9 protein-coding genes are annotated in these 21,083 nt (G+C 70.1%); 7 read left to right on the forward strand and 2 right to left on the reverse strand.

Going from position 1 to position 21,083, the window contains the following annotated elements:
* Window positions 1–252 precede the first annotated feature (252 nt).
* From KV205_RS33045 to KV205_RS33070, 6 genes are all read left to right on the forward strand, one after another.
* On the forward strand, window positions 253–2,364 hold the full coding sequence (locus KV205_RS33045) for a PBS lyase (protein WP_265868561.1): 2,112 nt from the start codon (window positions 253–255) through the stop codon (window positions 2,362–2,364).
* A 103-nt stretch (window positions 2,365–2,467) separates the two neighbouring features.
* A complete protein-coding gene (locus KV205_RS33050; protein WP_265868562.1) occupies window positions 2,468–3,145 on the forward strand; it encodes a class F sortase in 678 nt (225 codons plus the stop codon).
* Window positions 3,146–3,196: 51 nt separating this feature from the next.
* Window positions 3,197–4,129 (forward strand): hypothetical protein, encoded by a 933-nt coding sequence (locus KV205_RS33055; protein ID WP_265868563.1) that lies wholly within the window; start codon window positions 3,197–3,199, stop codon window positions 4,127–4,129.
* A gap of 50 nt (window positions 4,130–4,179) precedes the next feature.
* Window positions 4,180–5,511, forward strand: coding sequence for a HAMP domain-containing sensor histidine kinase (locus tag KV205_RS33060; RefSeq protein WP_265868572.1), 1,332 nt, complete (start codon window positions 4,180–4,182; stop codon window positions 5,509–5,511).
* 75 nt (window positions 5,512–5,586) lie between these two features.
* The gene (locus KV205_RS33065) at window positions 5,587–6,987 is read left to right on the forward strand and encodes an FtsW/RodA/SpoVE family cell cycle protein (RefSeq protein WP_265868564.1); all 1,401 of its coding nucleotides are present in this window, start codon (window positions 5,587–5,589) and stop codon (window positions 6,985–6,987) included.
* 19 nt (window positions 6,988–7,006) lie between these two features.
* Window positions 7,007–8,482: a penicillin-binding transpeptidase domain-containing protein gene (locus KV205_RS33070; protein WP_265868565.1), complete on the forward strand. Its 1,476-nt coding sequence runs from the start codon at window positions 7,007–7,009 to the stop codon at window positions 8,480–8,482.
* 78 nt (window positions 8,483–8,560) lie between these two features.
* Here KV205_RS33070 and KV205_RS33075 read toward each other — a convergent pair whose 3' ends face one another.
* On the reverse strand, window positions 8,561–9,310 hold the full coding sequence (locus KV205_RS33075; RefSeq protein ID WP_265868566.1) for a hypothetical protein: 750 nt from the start codon (window positions 9,308–9,310) through the stop codon (window positions 8,561–8,563).
* A gap of 88 nt (window positions 9,311–9,398) precedes the next feature.
* On the reverse strand, window positions 9,399–17,255 hold the full coding sequence (locus KV205_RS33080; protein ID WP_265868574.1) for a ricin-type beta-trefoil lectin domain protein: 7,857 nt from the start codon (window positions 17,253–17,255) through the stop codon (window positions 9,399–9,401).
* A gap of 644 nt (window positions 17,256–17,899) precedes the next feature.
* On the opposite strand from KV205_RS33080, the gene KV205_RS33085 reads away from it, so the two are divergent.
* Window positions 17,900–21,025 (forward strand): DNRLRE domain-containing protein, encoded by a 3,126-nt coding sequence (locus KV205_RS33085; RefSeq protein ID WP_265868567.1) that lies wholly within the window; start codon window positions 17,900–17,902, stop codon window positions 21,023–21,025.
* Window positions 21,026–21,083 lie beyond the last annotated feature (58 nt).

Below are 21,083 nucleotides of genomic sequence, written 5' to 3' on the forward strand. Positions count from 1 at the left end.
CGCACTCCGGCGCACAAGTGCGCATGTCCAGCGGGCGCGGGGCGGGCCGGGAGGCCGGGGAAGGGGGCGCGCGGGGGCTCCGGAACGGCCGGGCGGGGGTCCGCCGGGGCTCCCGGCGGACCTGCGGATGGCGCAAAGCGAGCGGCCGCACCGGGCTCGCGGGACCGCGTCCGGCCGGTGGGGCCTTGCGGGGGGTGCGTTGGTGCACACTTGCTGCCTGGTACAGCGCTCACGGGGAAGGCGGCGGCCTGCATGCTGACGGGGATCGAGGAGGTCGACTGGGCCTCGCTGGGCCATGCCTACGGCCCCGCCGACGATGTGCCGGAGCTGCTGCGGGGGCTCGCCTCCGAGGATCCCGCCGAGCGCGAGAACGCCCTCGACGGCATGTACGGAGCCGTCCACCACCAGGGCGACGTCTACGACTCGACCCTCGCCTGCATCCCCTTCCTCCTCGAACTCGTCGCCGACCCCGCGGTCCAGGACCGGGGCGGCATCGTGGAGTTGCTCACCAGCATCGGCGGCATCGACCTCTGCGGCGACGAGGAGCTGGACGAACTCGACCCGGACGACGCCGAGTTCACCCCGGCGGCGAACTACGCGATGGCCGCGGCCGCCGTCGCCGCCGGCGCCGACGTCTTCCTCGGCCTGGTCCACGACCCCGACCCCGAGGTGCGGCTCGCGGCGCCGTGCGCGCTGGCCTCGCTGCACGGCGACCCCGTCCACGTACTCGAACTGCTCCGTGAGCGGCTGACGATCGAGCGGGACACGGAGGTACGGCTCGCGCTCGTCGCCGCCCTCGGGCGGATCGCGCTGCGGCACGAGTCGCTGCGCGCCGAGACCGTGGAGTGGCTGGACTGGCTGTCGCGGGTCGCGCAGGCGCCGGGGCTGCGGCTCGCCGCGCTCGCGCAGCTCGCCCGGGTGGCGCCCGCCGAGATCCCGTACGACGTGGTGGAGCGGGTGACGGTGCTGCTCGACGAGGTGCGCACGGCGCCCGCCGACGTCTCCGCCGAGCCGGCCCGTACGGCCGCCGCCCCCACCCTCGTCGGCCAGGTCCGCGAACTCCTCGAAGAACACTCGACGGGCCGCCCCACCCCCTGGACCGAGGAACTCCTCCGCACCCTGCACACCGCCCTCGACGACCGGGTCGACGACCGCATCGCGCTCATCCTGGCCCAGCTGCGCAGCCCCGACTGGGGGCAGCGCTCGGACGCCATCTGGCTGTGTGGCGGTCTGATACGAGTGTGGCGCGGGCGGTACGACGAGGTGGTGCGGCTCGTCGGGGCGCAGCTGGTCGACCCGGAGCCGCGGCTTCGCGAGGCGGCCACGTCGTTCCTTGAGCGCCTCTTCGAGCTGGCCGCGCCCTCGGCCGACGCGCTCGCCGCCCGGTTGACGACGACCGGGCCGACCGGGGCGACAGGCGCGACCGGGGTGAACAGGGGGCCGGGCGCGCGGGCCGGCCGCGGCGGCGCGCTGCTCGCGCTCGCCCGGTCGGGCGACTCGCGGGCGATCCCGCTGCTCGCCCGCGCCCTGGAGGAGGAGCGCGAGGTGCGGCGGGAACTGCTGTACGCGGTGGACGCGCTGGGCCCGGCGGCCCTGCCGCTCGCCCCCGTACTGCGGCGCCGGCTCGCCGAGGTGGAGCTCGACGACCTGCTGTACGACCGGGCGGCGCCGCTGCTGTTCGCGCTGGGGTCGGTACGGGGCGCGCAGGCGCTGCCGGAGGTGCTGCGCGTCCTGCGCGGGGCGCCCGCGAACCGGCGGGACTGGGTGCACGAGGCGTGTCTGCGCACGCTGACGGCGTTCGGCCCGGCGGCCCGGGAGGCGCTGCCGGACGCGCGGCGGCTGCTCGCCTCGCCGTCGGCGGCGGTCTCGGCGATGGCGGCGCGCGCGGTGTGGGCGCTCGACGGTTCGCTGGACGAGGCGCTCGACACCCTGGACCAGTGGCTGCGGCCGGGCACCTCGGGCGACGAGTGGTGTGCGGCGGCCCTCTCCCTGGGCGCCATCGGCCCGGCGGCGGCACGGACGGCGCCGGCCCTGCGGGCCGGGCTCGGCGCGCGGGAGCTGTGGGTGCGGGTGCGGTCGGCGGCGGCGCTGTGGCGGGTGACGGGCGACTCCGTGGACACCCTGCCGGTGCTGCTCGCGGCCTGGGAGGAGAACCGTCACACCCGGGTGGCCGTGGCGGAGTGCCTGGCGGAGATGGGTCCGGCGGCGGCGGGCGCGGAGCCCGCGATCCGCGCGGAGCTGTCCCGGCGGCGGCGCCACAACGCACGCGAGGACGGCGCGGGCTCGCACGACGTGCACGACGACGAGAAGCTGCTGACCTTGTGCCGGGCGGCCCTGTCGCAATTGGAGCGCCGCGCGGTGTGAAGCCGAGTGCGCACCTTCGGCCCACTGTTACATAATCGCAAAGTCGGACATTTACCTTCGTATCCGGTCAGTAGCGATCAGCCACCCCGGATCGGAGTCCGCCATGCCCCGCGCCCGCACCGCGCCCCCGTCCCGCCCCGCCCGCCGCCGCGCCGCCCTCGCCGGGGGTGCGCTCGCGCTGGCCGTCGGCGGCGGGCTGCTCGCCTGCGGGGGCGCGGCAGGGGCTGGAACGAATACGGCCACGGCCACGGCCACGGCTACGGCGCCCGACGTGGTCGTACGGAATGTGACGGTGGCGCCGGCCGGGCGCGACAAGGCCGCTCCACCCATGGCGGCCTCGGAACCGACCCGCCTGGTCGTACCGTCTGCGGGGGTGGACGCCGGGCCGGTGCTGCGGCTCGGGCTCGACGCGGATCGGGAGATGCAGGTGCCGTCGGAGGAGCAGGCGGAGCAGCCGGGCTGGTACACCGGGAGCGTGACACCGGGCGAGCGCGGGGCCGCGGTGCTGGTCGCGCACTACGACACGGCGCGCGGCCCGGCCCTCCTGCGCGACGTCGCCGGCGTGCGGACCGGGGACCTCATCGAGGTGGGGCGGGCGGACGGCTCGACGGCCCGGTTCGCGGTCCGAGAGATCCAGCAAGTAGACAAAAAGGACTTCCCTACGAATAAGGTCTACGGGAAGACCGAGCGTCCCGAGCTGCGCCTCATCACCTGCGGCGGACCCGTACGGGACGGTCACCGCACCGACAACATCATCCTCTTCGCCGACCTGGTGAAGTAGCGGTGGTGACGTAGCACCGGAGCACCGGACACACACAGGAGCAGCGTGGGAATGCGCCGCCGACGGCCGATCGCCGTCATCACCGCCGCGGGCGGTGCCGTCGGCGTGCTCGCCCTCACCGCGCTGCTCGGCGTGCTGCTCGCCAGCTGCGGCGGGCAGGGCGAGCTGCAGAGCGCCGGGCGCGCGCCCGGCGCCGTCGGGCCGGTGCGGCTCTGGCCGGATCTGCCGCCGGCGACCAATCCTCCGATCGACTACGGCGAGAACACCACGGAGCGCGTCCCCGGCATCGAGGTCCGGGACAACGACGTGCGCTCGGTCGACCCGGTCGCCGTCGTCCAGGCCGAGGTGCGCGGGCACGAGGACGCGCGGTCCGGGCAGGACGGGCTGTACGAGGAGACGGTGCGGGCCATCGAGAAGTGCCCCACAGGCGCAGGCGCCACCCCGGCCGATGGCACCACCGGCACCACCGGCACCACCGGCACCAGCGCCCCCGCCGACAGCGCCGACGGCGCCGCCCGCAAGGGCTGCCCCCTCCTCACCCCGTACTACCGCGACCTCACCGGCAACGGGCGGGACGAACTGATCGTCGGCATTCGCATGCCCGACCAGCAGCTCGGCGTACGCGTCTATCTCGCCGAGAACGACGGGCTGACCAGGATCATGTCCACGGTCGACCAGGTGGTGAGCATCGAGCTGGCCGGCCGGGACCTGATCGTACGGGCGAGCTCGGCCGGGATCCCGGGCTACGAGTACCGGACCGCCTGGTCCTGGGACGAGCAGCAGCGCACGATGCTGCCGGCCCGGGACGAGATCGTCCGCATCAAACCGCGCGGCCCCGGCGCCTCGACCGTCCCCGCGCCGGACCTCGTCAGCCCCGCCGCGTCCCCGGCCCCCCGCGCCGTACCTCCGGCGGGGGCCTCCGGCAGCCCCTCCCCCGGGCCCACCGCAGACCTCGCGCCCGACGCCTCCGAGGGCGGCCCGTGAGCCGGGCCCCGGGCGCCGACGCAGCCGGGAGTGGGGGCGCCCGGCGCCGGATGCCGCGGCAGCCCGCCTGGACGGCGACCCTCACCTTCAAGGCCGCCGTCTTCATCGCCGTGATGTGCTGCGCGCTCGCGGCGCTGCTCGGCGTGCTCGTGCACGTGTCGGTCGCCGGGCAGACCGTGCGGGACTCCCGGGACAAGGCGCTGACCCGGCTCGACGAGGTCGGCCGGCTGTACGAGTCGGGCGAGCCGCTGCCCCGGTTCGCCGGGGTGGACCCGGCGGGCCTGCCCGCCTCCCTGCGGGCGCTCGCGGCGGGCGGCGAGCGGGGCACGATGGTGGCGGAGTTCGAGGGGCGCCCGACGATGTGGGCGGCGGGTCCGGCGGACGGGCGCGCCCTGGCCGTACGCATCGACTACACGCAGAGCGCGGCGACCATCGACCGGCTCGACCGTTCGATCCTCGGCTCGTCGGTGCTCGCCATCGGGGCCACCCTGCTCGTCGGGGCGTTCGCCGTCACCCGGGTCACCCGGCGGCTGCACGCGACCGCGACGGTGGCGCGCCGGATCAGCGCCGGCGACCTGGACGCGCGCGTCAACGACCCCCGTACCAAGGACCCTTCCCGCCCGCTCGACGAGGTGGCCACCGTCTCCGGGGCGCTCGACACCATGGCCTCCTCGCTCCAGCGCAAGCTGCAGAGCGAGCAGCGCTTCACGGCGGACGTGGCGCATGAGCTGCGCACCCCGCTGACCGGTCTGTCCGCGGCGGCCGAACTGCTGCCGGAGGGGCGGCCGTCGGAGCTGGTACGGGACCGGGTGCGGACGATGCGGGCGCTGACCGAGGACCTGCTGGAGATCTCGCGGCTCGACGCGGGCACCGAGCGGGTCGACCTGGCGGTGCACGACCTGGGGCCGCTGGCCGAGCGGGTGGTGCGCGCCGCCGCGAGCACCTCGGGCACCGTGACCGAGGTGCGGGTGGTGCGGGACGCGACCGTGGAGACGGACAAGCGGCGCCTGGAGCGGGTGCTCGGCAATCTGGTCGCGAACGCGCACCGGCACGGCGCGGCGCCGGTGGTCCTGTCGGTGGACGGGCCGGTGGTGACGGTACGGGACCACGGCGCGGGCTTTCCGGACTACCTGCTCGCGGCCGGCCCGCAGCGGTTCCGCACCGAGAGCGGCGGCAAGGGCCACGGACTCGGGCTCACCATCGCGGTCGGGCAGGCGGAGGTGATCGGCGCGGAGCTGGTGTTCGCCAACGCGCCGGAGGACGACGAGGGCGGCGGGGCGGTGGCGCGGCTGACGCTGCCGGAGTACGTACACCTCGCGGAGCCGGGGGACCCAGGGGACCCGGCGGACCCGGCGGACCCGGCGGACCCGGCGAGCGCGTAACGCCCCGGACGCCCGGCCGCGGCACACCGTCACACAAAAGGGACATAAGGCTTACTGCTTGCTACGTTGCGGTCCATGACCGCACCGCCGCCGACGGACGCGAAGGACATCAGGGACGCGCCCCCGCCCGGGGTCCGGGTCCCGAAGCGGCGCGGTGTGGAGTTCTCGCTCCTTGTCGGCGCGGTCCTGATCTCGGTCCTGGGGTACGCGGAGGTCGGGCTCGCCCGCAACGGCGCCGTACCGCCGGACGCCGCCCGTTACGGCGCCGGGCTCGGCACGCTCGCGCTCCTCGCGCATCTCGCCGTACGGCTGTGCGCCCCGTACGCCGATCCGCTCCTGCTGCCGATCGCGGTGCTGCTCAACGGGTTCGGTCTGGTGCTGATCTACCGGCTCGACCTGGAGTCGGCGGCCGACATCGCCGCGCCCACCCAGCTGGTCTGGTCGACCGTCGGGGTCGGACTCTTCATCGTGGTCGTACTGGTGATCCGGGACCACCGGGTGCTGCAGCGCTACGCCTATCTCTCCGTCACCGCCGCGCTCGCGCTGATGATCCTGCCGATCTTCTTCCCCGCCGTGAACGGGGCGAAGATCTGGATCCGGATCGGCGGACTGTCCTTCCAGCCGGGCGAGTTCGCCAAGATCCTGCTGGCGGTGTTCTTCGCCGCCTATCTGGCCGCCAACCGCAACGCGCTCGCCTACACCGGGCGGAAGATCTGGCGGCTCCAGTTCCCGACCGGCCGGGTGCTCGGCCCGATCGTGGCCATCTGGGGCCTGAGCGTCTGCGTCCTCGTCCTCGAACGGGACCTGGGGACCTCGCTGCTGTTCTTCGGCCTCTTCGTGATCATGCTGTACGTGGCGACCGGGCGCACCGGCTGGATCGCGGTCGGGCTGCTGCTCGCCGCGGCCGGCGCCTTCCTGGTCGGCTCGCTCGAACCGCATGTGCACAGCAGGGTGCAGGACTGGCTGGACCCGTTCGCGTCGATCCGGGCGGGCGACGGGCCGGGGCAGCTGGCCCAGTCGCTGTTCGCGTTCGCGGCCGGCGGGATGCTGGGCACGGGTCTGGGCCTCGGCCACTCGGTGCTCATCGGCTTCGCCGCCAAGTCGGACTTCATCCTGGCGACGGCGGGCGAGGAACTGGGCCTGGTCGGCCTCACGGCCCTCTTCCTGCTGTACGCGCTGCTCGTCGCCCGCGGCTACCGGGCGGGGCTCGCGCTGCGCGACCCCTTCGGGCGGCTGCTTTCCGTCGGCCTGGCCTCGATCCTGGCGCTGCAGGTCTTCGTCATCGCGGGCGGGGTGATGGGGCTGATCCCGCTGACCGGCATGGCGATGCCGTTCCTCGCGCAGGGCGGGTCGTCCGTCGTCACCAACTGGGTGATCGTGGCGCTGCTCGTCCGGGTCTCGGACTCGGCGCGGGCGCCGCGCCCGGACATGGCGGACACGGGTGTGATCGCCCCGATCGCGGAGGACGCACCGTGAGAGGCATGAGAGGTTCCTCATGATCCGGTACATCCGGCGGGCCGCGGCCCTGTGCTTCCTGCTCCTCGTGGCCTTGCTGGTGAACGCGGCCCGGGTGATGGTCTTCGAGGCCGACTCGTACGACGACAACCCGGCGAACCGGCGGATCGCGATCACCCGCTGGGGCCAGCCGCGCGGCGAGATCCTGGTGGACGGGCGCCCGGTGACCGGCTCGCGCGACAGCCAACAGCAGCTGCGCTGGGAACGCACGTACACCCAGGGGCCGTTGTACGCGCCGGTGACCGGCTACGCCTCGCAGACGTACGGCACGACGCTGGTCGAGGACGCCGAGGACGCCGTCCTGTCCGGCACCGACCCGATGCTCGCCCCGCTCCCCCTGTGGAACGACGTCAGCCGCGGCCTGCAGCCCGGCGGGGACGTGGTCACCACCATCCGGGCCCGGATGCAGGAGGCGGCGTACCGCGGCCTGGACGGCAAGCGGGGCGCGGTCGCGGCAATCGAGCCGTCGAGCGGCCGGATCCTGGCGCTCGTCTCCTCCCCCTCGTATGACCCGGGGGTCCTGTCCGGCACCGGCCCGGCGGTGACGGAGGCGTGGCAGCGGCTCAACACCTCCCCCAACCAGCCGATGCTGGACCGCGCGATCCGCCAGACGTACCCGCCCGGATCCACCTTCAAGATCGTGACGGCGGCGGCCGCCCTGGACACGGGCGCCGTCACCGACCCCGACGCCCCGACCGACACCCCCGACCCCTTCGTCCTCCCCGGTACCCGCCAGGTCCTCCCGAACGAGGCCACCGGCTGCGCGAACGCCTCCCTCGCGTACGCCATCCAGTGGTCCTGCAACACGGTGATGGCCGGCCTCGGGGTGAAGGTCGGCCTCGCGGACATGGTGGGCGCGGTCGGCAGCTTCGGCTTCAACGACCCGGCGCTGCGCATCCCGTCCTGGGTGGCGAAGTCGAACTTCGACACCGACATGTCCGAGGACCAGCTGGCCCTCTCCTCCATCGGCCAGTTCGACACGGCGGCCACCCCGCTGCAGATGGCCATGGTCGCGGCCGCCGTCGCCAACAACGGCGAGATCGCCGCCCCCCACCTGGTCGAACGCACCACCACCTCCGCCGGCACCACCCTCCACACCCCCGCCCGCCGCACCTACCGCCAGGCCATGCGCCCCTCCACCGCCACCCGCCTCCAGGACCTCATGATCCGCGCCGTCGAGGACGGCACCGGCACCAACGCCGCCATCCCCGGCGCCCGCGTCGGCGGCAAAACCGGCACCGCCCAACACGGCCTCGGCAACACCGGCACCCCCTACGCCTGGTTCATCGCCTGGGCCCAGGCCGCCGACTCCGCGCAGCCGGCCGTCGCCGTCGCCGTCGTCGTCGAGGACGCCGAGGCCAACCGCACGGACATCAGCGGCGGCGGCAGCGCGGCCCCGATCGCGAAGGCGGTGATGGAGGAGGCGCTGCGGCTGGAGGCGGAGGCGCGGGGGTAGTGAGGTGGGCGCGGAGCCTCGGCGCAGGAACGCCTCCAGGAGCGGCACTCGGCAGACAGCCGCCAGGCAGCGATCGCCCTAAAAAGGCGGCTCGTCAAATGAGCCCCGATCTTCCTGCGAATCATGAACCCTCCCACACTCACCGGAGGGGAGCGGATCGATATCCGATTCGATCAGCATGCGCCCTTGCCTCCAAGCGTTCAACGCCTCGGAGGCCAAGCTCCTATGCAACTCATTGGAGCTTTGCGCCAGAACGTTCTCCACCAAAGGTGTCAATCTCCCGCGATGAATTGCCAACGCCGGGGACTCCAAGAAACGAACGGCGGCGACAAGAGCCGCCTCCACTACTCTCGAATCAGAGTCATCAAAGTAGGAGGCAACGCCCGGAAAAGCTTCCGGGTAAATGTCCCGAATGCCCGCGAAATCGGGAAACGGCTCGGTCGGCGAGTATTTTCCCCACTCTCGAATGCGCTGCTCCTGACCAATGCTGACATCAAAGGCCACATTGGCCAGCCACGTAAGGAGTTTGCCTCGAAGCGGGAATTTTCCCCCCTCCCACGGAGGGGTAAGTGCGGCTCGACTTGGCTGGTCACCCAAAAGCGCGGCAACATACCTGAAAGCCGGCACGGTTGCAGAGTACACCACCCCATCGTTGAGAAGAGCACTGTAAAGGTGATCGAGCGAACTCGTTACCGCCGGAAAGTCACCCGACGACAAGTCGCGAAGCTTGGCCGGAGTATCCGGGAAAGCCGAGCCATCCGCATTTTCGAGACTGGCCCAATCGGTGAGATTGAGGATCGCGTAGGGATTCAAATTATCGCCGTTCATATCTACGACGCCACCACAGTGGCCTACAGGAAAGCAGCCAAGGCGCGGCCACAGGGGCCGCGCCTTGGTAAATCCTCAGAAGGGTAGGCTAGAAGGCTACCTCACTGAAAACTTGGCCGAGCTGAGATCGCACTGCTAGCGATGAGTTCGCCGGCAGCATTCCCGCAACGTTCGGCCCGCAGAAACCGCATGGCCCGCCAGGCTTTGAAACCATCAGCCGACCGACCAAACCATCGCTCCCGGATCCCGACTGCTTAGCCAGAATCCTCATGATAGTGGCAGCCTGAACCTCGACATGCGAGCCGAAGAACTTACCGCCGCCGGGGCTCGCCGCAGCAGGAATCTCGTTCATGTTGGCCCTGATCAACGGATGGAGCCTATCGGAAGAAAGGTCAAACTCTCCATGCCCCTTAATCCAAAGGTACCCACCGGTAGCAACGTCCGGCCTGCTGGAATATGCGGCATTCTCCGATGCTCTGGCATGCGCCCGCTCATCCGGACTGTTGCAGTTGTGGACGAGTACTGAAGTCTCGCCGGCCACCACATAGTACGTGTGGACGTCGGAGACAGTCAGGTTGTGGACGACCTTCTGAGCCGCCGTCCACCGCTGGATCGCCGTGATCTGAACGCGGGTGCCGCTGCCGGTCTGGAGCCACTGTCCGGACTTCAGGTCGGTGGCCTTGATCCAGTCGCGGAGCTCGGGAACCCAGATCGGGTGACCGTCGGTCGCGGTGACCTGGGCCGTCTTCACGCCGGCCTTGCCATCGACATCGATCGTGATCTTGACCAGGTGCTTGAGACCCTGACCCTTGATCTCGGCGGTGACCGACTCGACACGGGTCTTCCCGGTCTTCGGATCGGTCGCAACGACCTTGTCTCCGGCCTTCACCTGCTCGATCGGCTTGGTGGAGCCGTCGGCCATCAGCACCTTCGTGCCGGGCACGAAGCTGTTGCAAGTACCGCTGTCGCCGTCGGCCTTGCCGGAGCCACCGCTGCCGCTGGAGCCGCCGTTGCTGCGGGAGGAGCCGCCGGACTTGCCGCCGCCTCCACCGCCGGAGCTCTTGCCTCCGCCGCTGGACGCGGGGTGGGAGGAGGACTTCGGTGCGGACTTGGCCTGGGCCTGCTTGTGGGTGGCGTTACCGGTCTTCCGCTTCGCGGCGGCCGCCGCGTCGGCTCGTCTCTTGGCGGCTTCCGCTGCCTTCTTCTTGGCTCTTTGCGCGGCCTCCTTCTTGGCCTTCTCGATCGCCAGTTTCTTGGCCCGTAGCGCGGCTGCCTCGGCGGCCTTGGCAGCCTTCAGGACCGCCTCGGCGGCCTTCTTCGCAGCCTTGAACGCCTTGATCGCGCTGATGGTGCGGTTGACGGCCTTGATGACCGCCGGAATCTTGCCGAGCTTCGCCCACGGGATGGCGTCGATGATGAGGCCGGCACAAGACCACATGTCACCGCCGAAGCAGGCCATGGCGTCGTTGATGCCGATGAAGTCCTTCAGCGTCTCCCACGCGATGGAGAGGATCACCGAAGTGAGGGACTTGCCCATCATGGACTTTGCCTGGGCGACCATCGCCGGGGACAGACCTGCGCCAGTGAGGGCGGCGGTCTTCTCCGAATCGGTCAGGCTGATGGCGAGACCGGTCGGGTCGGAGTACGTGACCGGGTTGTTCTGCGCGTACACGTACCCGTTGGACTGCAGCAGGTCGTTCAGGTCGAGCACCGGGTCGACGGACAGGAAGCGTCCGACCACCGGGTCGTAGAGACGCGCGCCCAGCGGCTGGAAGCCGGAGGCGTCGTCCCGGTCCTTCCCCAGGAAGCCCTTGTGGGTCTGGATGTTCTGACCGGCCGTGTCGGCGGCACGCTGGTTGCCGAACGGGTCCTGCTTGCGGACCTGGGCCCACATGCCGGAGTAGAGCGCGACTTCCGCGTACACACTGCCCTGGTGGTCCATGGTGAGTGCCTTGAGGGCGTCACCACCGGTTCCGTTGGCGTAGCGCAGGACCGCGCCGCCGGGGGCGGCGTAGGTGCGCTCGGTGCGGACCAGGACGCCGCCCTGCTGGACGGTGACCTGAGCCTCCCCCAGGTTCAGCGTGGCCTGCTTGCCCTGGATGGTCAGCAGACGGTCGCCGCCGGGGCCGTAGATGTGACGGGTGTCGTTCTGCGGCAGCCACTGCTGGGCGGCCTGCGCCGCGTCACAGGTGGCCAGCACGATCGCCGTGCCGTTGACGTTCGCCGCGCCCTGCACCGCCAGGCACAGGCCGGAGGCGACATGGGTCAGCTGACCGGAGGCATTGCGCTTGACCTGCTGCGCGGCGGTGCCGTTGCACTTCTGCACCTGGAGCGCGGAGCCCGCGGTGTTGGCCACCGGCTGGACGCACCAGGTGTCGTAAACCTTCAGGGTGCCCAGGTTCGGGTCCGTCTGCGGGTTCGCCTTGGTCCCCGGGACCGGCTCGAAGCGCCAGTTCTGCGCAACAGTGGCGTTGCACTGGTACAGCTGGATCGGCTGACCCGCGGCCGCCAGTCCCGACTTCAGGTCGAGGCACTTCTGCCCCAGGCCCACGTACGGGCTCTTGCCGCCGCTTCCCTGGCCGGTGATCCGGTCGACCTTGCCGTCGTACGTCCAGGTCAGGTCCTGCTTGTCACCGTTCTGGATCGAGGTGACCGACTTGGTCTCACCGGTCAGCTCGTACAGACGCGTGGCCTCGGCCGTGACCTGTGCACCCGCGGGGGTGGTGTAGTCCTTCGTCACCTTGGTCAGCGAGTGCGGCTGGCTGCCGTCGGCCTTGCCGTACTCGTACGTGCTGACGGCGTCCTTGGCGGTGTTGCCGGAGAGGTCCTTCTCGGTCAGCTTGGTGCGGTTGCCGAGCAGGTCGTACTCGTACTCCTGCCAGTAGCCGGAGCCGTCGGCGCCGGAGGCGACGTTGAGCGTGCCGTCGGCATTCTTCGGAGTGGTGCAGGCCTTCGTCGCCGGGTCCTTGGAGGTCCATGCCGACTTCAGCTGCCCGATCGGGTCGTAGACGAAGCACTGACGCTCGTCGATCCCGACGGACTTCTCCTCGATCGAGGTGACATTGCCGGCCGGGTCGTAGGTGTACGCCCGGTTCGACACCAGGTTGCCGTTGACCAGACCCGACGAGTTCTGCTCACGGTAGACCGACTGCTCCTTGAGCTCACCGCTGCCCTCGTCGAACGAGCTCTGCGTCCACACCCGGTACGGCTGCGCGCCGAGGGTGGAACGGAGCACTTGGCCGTCGGGTGAATAAACGGTCTCCGAGCCGTACCAGTCCTTGCCGGAGATCGAGAGCGGCTTGCCGTCCTTGTTGTAGCGGACGATCAGCTTCTCGCTGGCGAACTTGCCCACCGCCGGAAGGGTGGTCTCGTTCAGCATGCCGTTGTCGGAGTACGCGTAGTCGTACGTGTAGTCCTTGGCGAGGCCCCAGGTGTCGACGATCGACTGCGGCAGGGACAGGGTGGTCGAGGTCGGCTGGTAGTCCTTCGTGTAGCCGTTGACCTTCTGCGTGTACGCCGCTCCGTCGGTGTAGCGGGTGGCGGTGGCGGGCATGCCCTTGCCGCCGGGAACAGTGTCGTAGGTGAACTCGGCCAGGAGCTTGCCCGTGGCACTCTCCTCGCGCTGCTGGGTCGGCCGCGACAGCTCGTCGTAGCCGTTCCAGACCTTGACGCCGCGGGCGTTGGTGGTCGTGAGGACACGGCCCCGGGAGTCGTACTCGGTACGGGTGGTACCCGAGTCCGGGTCGGTCGCCGTCAACAGCCGTCCGCTGTGGTCGTACGTCCACGTCCAGGGGTGCGTCTCGTCCGCGGAGGTGGTCGCCTTCTTGACCTGGCTGCGCTCGTCGTACTCGTAGCTCGTCGACGTGTAGCGCTCGGTGCCCGTCGGCGTGGTGTGTTCGGGCGCCGCCGGGTTGAAGGTGTCCGTGCGGGTGGTGCGGCCCAGCGCGTCGGTCCAGACTCGGTAGGACGAGTCGCCCTGCGGCTGGATGACCTTCGACCAGTCCTCGCCGTACTCGTAGCGGACGGCCCGCTCCGGGTACGCCCTCGAGATGGTCGCCTGGGTGTCCGGATCCACGTACTTCATGTACGGGGTCTCCTGGAGCACACGGCCCAGACCGTCGTACGTGTAGCGCGTGATGTTCGGGATGGCCGTGTCGGACAGCGGCGTGAACAGCTCGCCCGGCGTGGCCTCCTTGGTCAGGTAGGCATTGTTGGTCTGCCAGACCTCACCGGAGCTGTTGTACAGCGTGTCGGTGACCAGCCAGCCGGCGTCGTTGTCCGCCTCCTCCAGCGACTGGCGCTCACGGCCGAGGCCGTCGTAGAGGGTGACCGACGTCTCGATCCGGTCCTCGTAACCACGCGCATACGTCGTGACGTACGGAGGCTTACGGATCTTGATGTTCTCGTCGGTGGGGTCCGTCTCCTCCGCCGGAATCGTGTAGACCGCCCGGAAGTCCGGGATCGAGGACGGCGACGGGGTGCGACCCGGGCCCCACGCCTCGGCCAGTCGGCCCATCGGGTCGTAGACGGCCTCGCTGACGAGGTTGTTCGCGTCGGTCGTCTTGAGGGTGACCGCGCGGCCCGGCTCCAGTTCCTGGACCTGGGTGTGGCCGAGCGAGTTGGCAGTCGTGACCTTGAAAACCTGCCCGGTCGGCGGGTCGAAGGCGAGTGTGGACGACTTGCCGTCCGGGTCGGTCTGCCGGATCACGCGGCCAATCGAGTCGAAGCCGATGGTGCCGTCGGACTGGAAGCCCGTGCCGTCGCCCTTCAGCGACCACAACTCGGTTGCGAGACCACGGGTGGTGCCGGCGAGCGCCGTACCGTACGCCGTGCCGTCGTAGGCGGTACGAGCACCACCGCTGAGCGTCGAAAGGTCCGCCCAGTTGGCGTTCGCGCAGGTCGTCGGGGACGACAGCGCCTGCTTCGTCAGACCGATCAGGTTCTTGGTCGTCTCGTGCAGGTACTCCAGCTTGGTGCAGGACTCGTCACCGCTCTTGCCCGTGTCACCGAACGACTCCACCTGGATCGGCAGCCCGTACGTGTCCTCGTACGTCGTCACCGTCCTGACCGAGCGCACCGTACGCGGGTCGTCCGTGTTCGTGCCGGACGACTTCGTGTACGCGATCTCCTCGGGCTCCGTCACGCGCCACGCCTGCAGCGGGCTCAGGCCGTCGCCGAGGTCGCGTCGCGCGAGTTCGGTGGCCTCGGGCTTGGTGATGGAGCGGGACAGCCAGTCGGTGTCGGCGTCGGTCGCGCTGGAGTACGTGAGCTCCTCGGCGATGCGGCCGGCGAAGGGCTCGGCGTCCTTGGCGATCTCGGCGCCCGTGATGTCCTTCACGGACACGGTGTCGCCCATGCCGCGGAAGAAGCGGGTGACGGCCTTGGACTGCTTGCTGCCGATGGCCGGGTCCTCGGTACCCGTGAGGACCGTGGTCTGCTCGAAGCCCGCGAACCGCGAGTACGTGCGGGTCGACTTCTTGGTGAACTCCGCCTCGGCGAGCTTCCAGGCGGGGTTCTTGTACTGGTACGCCGTCTTGGTGGCGAAGGCGCCGTCGACGTTCGGGAGTTCCTCGATCGACTCGACCACGTACTTGTGGAACCAGTCGATGTCCTCGACCTCGGGGTCCGGGTTCCAGTACGACGGGTAGCAGAGCCGGCTGTTGGCCTTGAGTGCTGCCGTCTCCGTCTTGCTGGGGAGGTTCTGTCCGGTGGCGCAGTCGTTGGTCTGGCCGGTCGGGTCGTTCGCGTCGGGCGTCTTGTACGTGACGATGGTCTCGCCGCCGTACTCGTTGATGACGCGCGCGATGCGCAGCCGGGAGAAGCCGGGGCGCTCCGGGTGGTACGCCTTGACGCGGTTCGGCATGTCCTCGGCGTTGGACTCGAACCGGACCGGGTTGAGCGTGACCTTGGCGCCGGTGAGACCTTCACGGTCGTAGCCGGTGCGCTGGATGGACTCCAGCCAGAGGGCGGTGTTGGGGCCGGTCTTCAGCTCCGCGAAGCTCTGCTTGAGCTGGTACTGGTCGACCTCCTGGCGGGCGGCGTCGCCGGGCTTGCGCTGAGTGGTGGTGGTGATCTTGTCCAGGCGCTTGCGGGACCAGAAGGTCGGGCCCGCGTTCCAGCACATCTTGGCCTTCTCACAGCGCAGGTCCGCCGGAGTGTCGAACCAGATGCGGTAGTTGCCGGGGTCCTTGGACGTGAAGTTGGCCTCGGTGCACTTCACCGCGTCGAGGCAGCGCTCCGCGACGTCGAAATCGACCTTGGCCGGGGCCGAGGCGCTGAAGATGTTGTCCTTGCGCTGGCCGTAGTAGATGTGGTCCAGCCAGCCGTCGCGGTCGTAGACGACCGGCCCCTTGAAGTACAGGTTCCGGGCGTAGTAGTTCTGGTCCTTGTCCCACCACAGCGACATGGCGTTGCCGTGGACGTCCTCGACGTAGTCGAGGCCCCAGCGCCAGCCCTGGTTGCAGTAGGACTTCTTCCAGTCCTCGACCGTCGGACCCTGGTAGCAGTCCTCGCCCGCGTGGTTGCCGTACACCGGGACGGTGAGCACCGACTTGGTGGTCGGGTCGTCGTCGGCGGGGTCGGTGGTGCCCTTGTCGGACCAGCCGGGCAGACGGTTCTTGCCGAAGTGGTACTTGGTGCCGTCCTTGGTGGTGACGATCCAGTACTCGCCGTCCTTGGCGCCGTTGCCGGTGCTCTGGCCGGTGACCTGCTCGATCTTGGAGCCGTCGCCGTTGGCGGTGAACCACTTGTTCTTGGTGGCGTCCCACACCAGCTCGGTGGTCATGCCGCCGAGCGAGAGGGTGGCGTTGTTGGATCCCCAGCACAGGTCCGGCGTGCGGTGGGTGGAGTTGTTGGAGCCGGCCTTCTTGGAGTCCTGGCGGCAGTTGTTGTACGTGCGGGTGATGGAGCCCGGGTTGTAGTCCCAGCCGTCGCCGATCCAGGAGGCCTGGTTGTTGCTGGCGGAGGTGCGGCCGTCCACGGACTGCGAGGAGTAGCCGAGGGAGATCTTCGGCATCAGACCGCCGGCGGTCTCCGGGACCTGCACGTCGTACGAGTACGTGAAGGCACCCGAGGACGAGCCGGCCGACCAGGCGCCGGAGGACAGCAGCGGGGAGGCGGTGAAGTCACCGGACACCGAGGAACCGGTGTCCATCATGCCGACCGCGCCCGAACCGCTCGTCGCGTCGGCCGTCTTGAAGGACGCCTTGTTCGCCGAAGCACCGTTGGCGCCGGCGGCCTTGTTGTCGGCGTCCTCGGCGAGCAGCTTGCCCACCGGGATGGTGCCGGTGACGATCTTGCGGGTCTTCGCCGACTTGGCGGCCTTCGTGTGGGTGGGCGCGTCCTTGGCGGCCACCGTCTCGACCGTCGAGCGGAGCCGCTCGAACTTGCCTTCGGTCTCGGAGCCGTCGGAGCCGGCCATGGTCTGCGTGCTGGGGTCGGCCTCGCAGTCGCCCACGCCCATGCCGTCGATGACACAGTCGGGCAGCAGCACGAGGCCGAACCGGTCGGCGGCCTGCGGGCCGTAGAGGTCGGCGAAGCCGGTGGTGTCGACGCTGAGCGCGACCTGGGCGGCCGGGTCCACGCCGGCCGGCGGCGTGACCTTCATGATCAGACCGGACACGCCCGCGTCCTGGGACTCCACCGGAGTCTGCAGGTCGACGGTCCAGTTGCCCGCGAGCGTCGCGGGGTCCCCGCCCTCCGGCACGCCGATGGCGATGGGAAGTTCGCCCGACACCGGCTTCATGGTGCCCGGCGCGTCGGTCGCCTCGAGCGGCGCCGTGCCCACGCCGGCCGTCCACGGGACCGCGTTCTTCGGGTCGTACGGGTCGACCGGGACCTGCGGGGCCAGGCTCAGCTTCGTGTCGGCCGTCTCGTCGCCGGCGGCCTCGGTGTTCTTGGGCAGGTCCGGCAGGTCGACCTGGGAGATCGACTCCTCACGGCTCATGCCCGGGCCGGGGATGGCGAGTGCCTGCCCGCCCAGGCTCGTCACCGTCAGCGTCGAGGACAACAGAAGAACGATCGCCGCGCGGCTTCGCCGCCGGCGCCGTCGTTGTGACTCTGTCAGGGCTGGGCGTCCTCGCCCCAGCCATGACAGCGGACCTGAAGCACGCATGCGCGTCGACTCCCACCCTGGCAACTTCGATACGGACGAGGTGCGGAAACACCAAAAGGCACACGTCTGGCTCAGGCGCGTGCGTGCGCACTCTCTGTCATGCTCCGGGCACTTATCAAGATCGCCGGCAGCCACGTAAAGCCGGGATAAGTGATCTCGATCACGGGATGAAGTCGCGCGGACCGGCGCAGTGACGACGCGCCAGACAGATCCTTCGAAGTCGACCCATCACGGGCGATTGCGATCCCGAAATGCCGCGAACCGGGCTTCGTTGACGTTCCGTCAAGCACGTTCCATGTTTGCGTAACGGATTCATAAATTCTTCACGCGTAGACGCAATGCTTCACATGTGTGATCGTGTGCGCGCCTTATGCCCCGCGGCTTGCCGTCCGGGGCTCTCTGTGTTGTCCCCATCCATATGGTTCCCACGGGAGTAGACCGCCGTGACCGCGCCGCCCCGATATCTCAGCCCCTTCGTGCGCACGCGCACGCGGCTGTCCCTGACCCTCGGCCTCGTCCTGGCCGCCCTGACCGCTGCCCTGTTGCCCTGGTGGCAGCCCTCCACCCCGCCCCCGACCACCGGTTCCGGGGCGGTGGACGCCAAGCAGGCGTCGACCGGCCCGAAGGACGAGGCCACCGCGGTGGCCGAGGCCGCTCGCACCGGCAAGAAGGTACTCGTCGAAACGGCCACCACGGCCACGGCGCTGACCTGGGCCCTGCCCAGCGGTCAGCTCCGCACCCAGACGCACGCGCTGCCCCAGCGGGCGAAGAACGCCGAGGGCCACTGGGCCCCGATCGACAACACGCTGAAGCGTTCCGCAAAGGCGCCCCGCGGACTGGGCATCGCACCGGCGAACGGTGCCGTGCCCGTACGGTTCGCCAGCGGCAGCGCCGACGCCTCGCGCGCCAACCGCTCGTACGTCCGCGCCCCGCAGCCCGGTGAGACGGTCCTGGCCGAGGTCGAGTTCGAGGGCCACACCATCGCCTACACCTGGCCCGGTGCCCTGCCCGAGCCGGTGCTCGACGGTTCCCGCGCGCTCTACTCCGAGGTGCTGCCCGGCGTCGACCTGCTGCTGATCGCGCGCGAGGAGGGCGGCTTCGGTCAGCTCCTGATCGTCAAGACGCCCGAGGCCGCCCAGAACAAGGCCCTCGCCAAGGTCAACTACGGTCTGCGGTCCGCCACCGCCACCTTCCACAACGACCCCGAGCACGGCCGTGTCCAGGTCCTGGACAAGGCCGGCAAGGAGATCGCCGCCGTCCCGACGCCCTTCGCCTGGGACTCGAACGGCCGCGACACCGAGCTCCCCGCCGGCACCGCGCAGCGCACCTCCACCGGCACCCCGGCGGACGTCCTGAAGCTGTCCGGCCTGTCCGGTGTCGAGCCGGGCACCAAGTCCGCCCAGCTGCCCGTCGCCCTGGAGGGCGACCGCACCGGCGCCGCCCGCATCGAGCTGGACGTGGCCGGCACGGGCATGCTGTCCGGGACCGGCGTGAAGTACCCCGTCTTCGTCGACCCGACGATCAACCCCGGCACCGCCGCCTGGGCGCTCGTGGTCAAGAACTACCCCAACTCCAACTACATCAACGGCACCAACTACAGCGGTGGCACGTCGGAGGCCCGGGTCGGCCACGAGAACGACACCGGCATCACCGCCCGGTCGTTCTGGCGCATGGGCTTCTCCAGCTCCATCAAGGGTGCGACGATCACCCGCGCCGTCTACAAGGTGAACAACACCCACTCGTGGTCCTGCTCCACCCGTGAGTTCCAGTTCTACCTGACCGGCTCGATCTCCTCCGGCACCACCTGGAACGCCCAGCCGTCCTGGTCGACGCTGCTGAAGCGGTGGAGCTTCGCACACGGCTACTCCTCGTCCTGCCCGGACGCCTACGAGGCCATCGACGTCAAGAGCGCCGCGCAGTCGGCCGCGAACGGCGGCTGGTCGAACATCACCTTCGGCCTGCGCGCCACCACGGAGACGGACTCGTACACCTGGCGCAAGTTCAGCGCCACGTCCGCCGTCCTGGAGGTCGACTACAACCGCCCGCCGACCGAGCCCACCGACGGTGAGATCAACGGCATCGACTGCGTCGTCAGCGCCACCGGCCCGGGCCAGACCATGGGCAAGACCAACCTGGTCCTGAAGGCCAAGGCCACCGACCCCGACGGCAACCTCCTGGGCCTGCGCTTCAAGTTCTGGAAGTCCGGCGACGCCGTCCCGGCCGGCACCCTGGTCACCAACCTGTCCAGCGGCTGGGCGTCGACGACGATCGCGTCGACCTCCCTGGTGGACAAGGCCACCTACTTCTGGGCCGTGCGCGCCGAGGACTCCGGCGGTCTCTCCTCCAGCTACTTCCCGGCGAACACCGCCGACAACTGCGCCGTCACCATCGACGGATCCGCTCCGCCGCCGCCGGCCGTGACGAGCCCGGAGTTCAAGCGGGCCACCTCCGACGGCGCCACCTGGGCCACCGTCAAGTTCGGCTCCACCGGCACCATGACGTTCACCTCCACCGGCGCGGCCAAGTTCCGCTACGGCTGGGAGGGCGTCAACTACGTCGACGTCCCCGCCACCAACGGCACGCTCACCGTCACGGGTCTCAAGCCGCTGCACGCCGGCCCGAACTGGATGCACGTCTTCGCCCTGGACTCCGTCGGCAACGTCAGTGCCCGCACCGACTACGCCACCTATGTCCCGCCGCGCGACACTGCGGACGGCCCCATGGACGTGGGCGGTGACGGCGTCCCGGACCTGATGATCATCGACGCCAACGGCAACTTCTTCTCCTACCCGGGCACCCCGGGCGGTGAGCTGTACGCCGGCCTCACCGGCTCGTACACCATCGGCGCCGACGGCAAGCCGGTCCTCGCGCCGAAGACCCCGTGGTGGAACGGCACCAAGGCGGCGCTGATCTCCCACTACCAGGACGTCTACCCCGGCGACGGCTCCACCGACCTGTTCGCGGTGGACCCCGACGGCACGTTCTACCTGTACCCGGGTGACGGTTACGGCACCTTCAACGTGGACCAGCGGCTGAAGATCCGCCTCCCGTCGAACGCCCCCGCGCCGTCGACCTGGCTGCAGATGAAGGCCATCGGCGACATCACCGGCGACAAGCTGCCCGACCTCACCCTGCGCACCGCGAGCGGCGGGTTCTGGGTGCTCTCCGGCTACACCGGCGCCTCCTTCCAGAGCGCGACGCTGATGAACTCGGACGCCTGGGCGCGCCGTGACATCGTCAACCTCGCGGACATGAACAAGGACGGCACGCCCGACCTGCTCTGGCGCAACCTGGACGCCGGCAGCATGTACGTCCGTCACGGCAAGCCGGGCTCCGTGGCGGGCAGCGTCGACCTCAACTCCCTGATGCTCGCGGCCAACTCGCTCAACGGCGACGTGGCCTTCGGCACCAGCTGGACCGAGGCCAACGTGTCCACGGCGATCGGCATCCCGGACGTGAACGGCGACGGTGTCCCGGACATCTGGGCCCGGTTCGCGTCCGACGGCCACATCTCCCTGTACTACCCGTCCACCACCAACACCAACGCACCGGTCAAGACGGTGCTGTCCTCGAACTGGAACGGCATCAAGTCCTTCGGCTGATGCGTCCGCTCCCGCGCAGCAAGGGGTGAGCCCCCGGTGCCGGGATTCCGGCACCGGG

Source organism: Streptomyces sp. SKN60 (genome assembly GCF_026236535.1).
Lineage (GTDB): Bacteria > Actinomycetota > Actinomycetes > Streptomycetales > Streptomycetaceae > Streptomyces.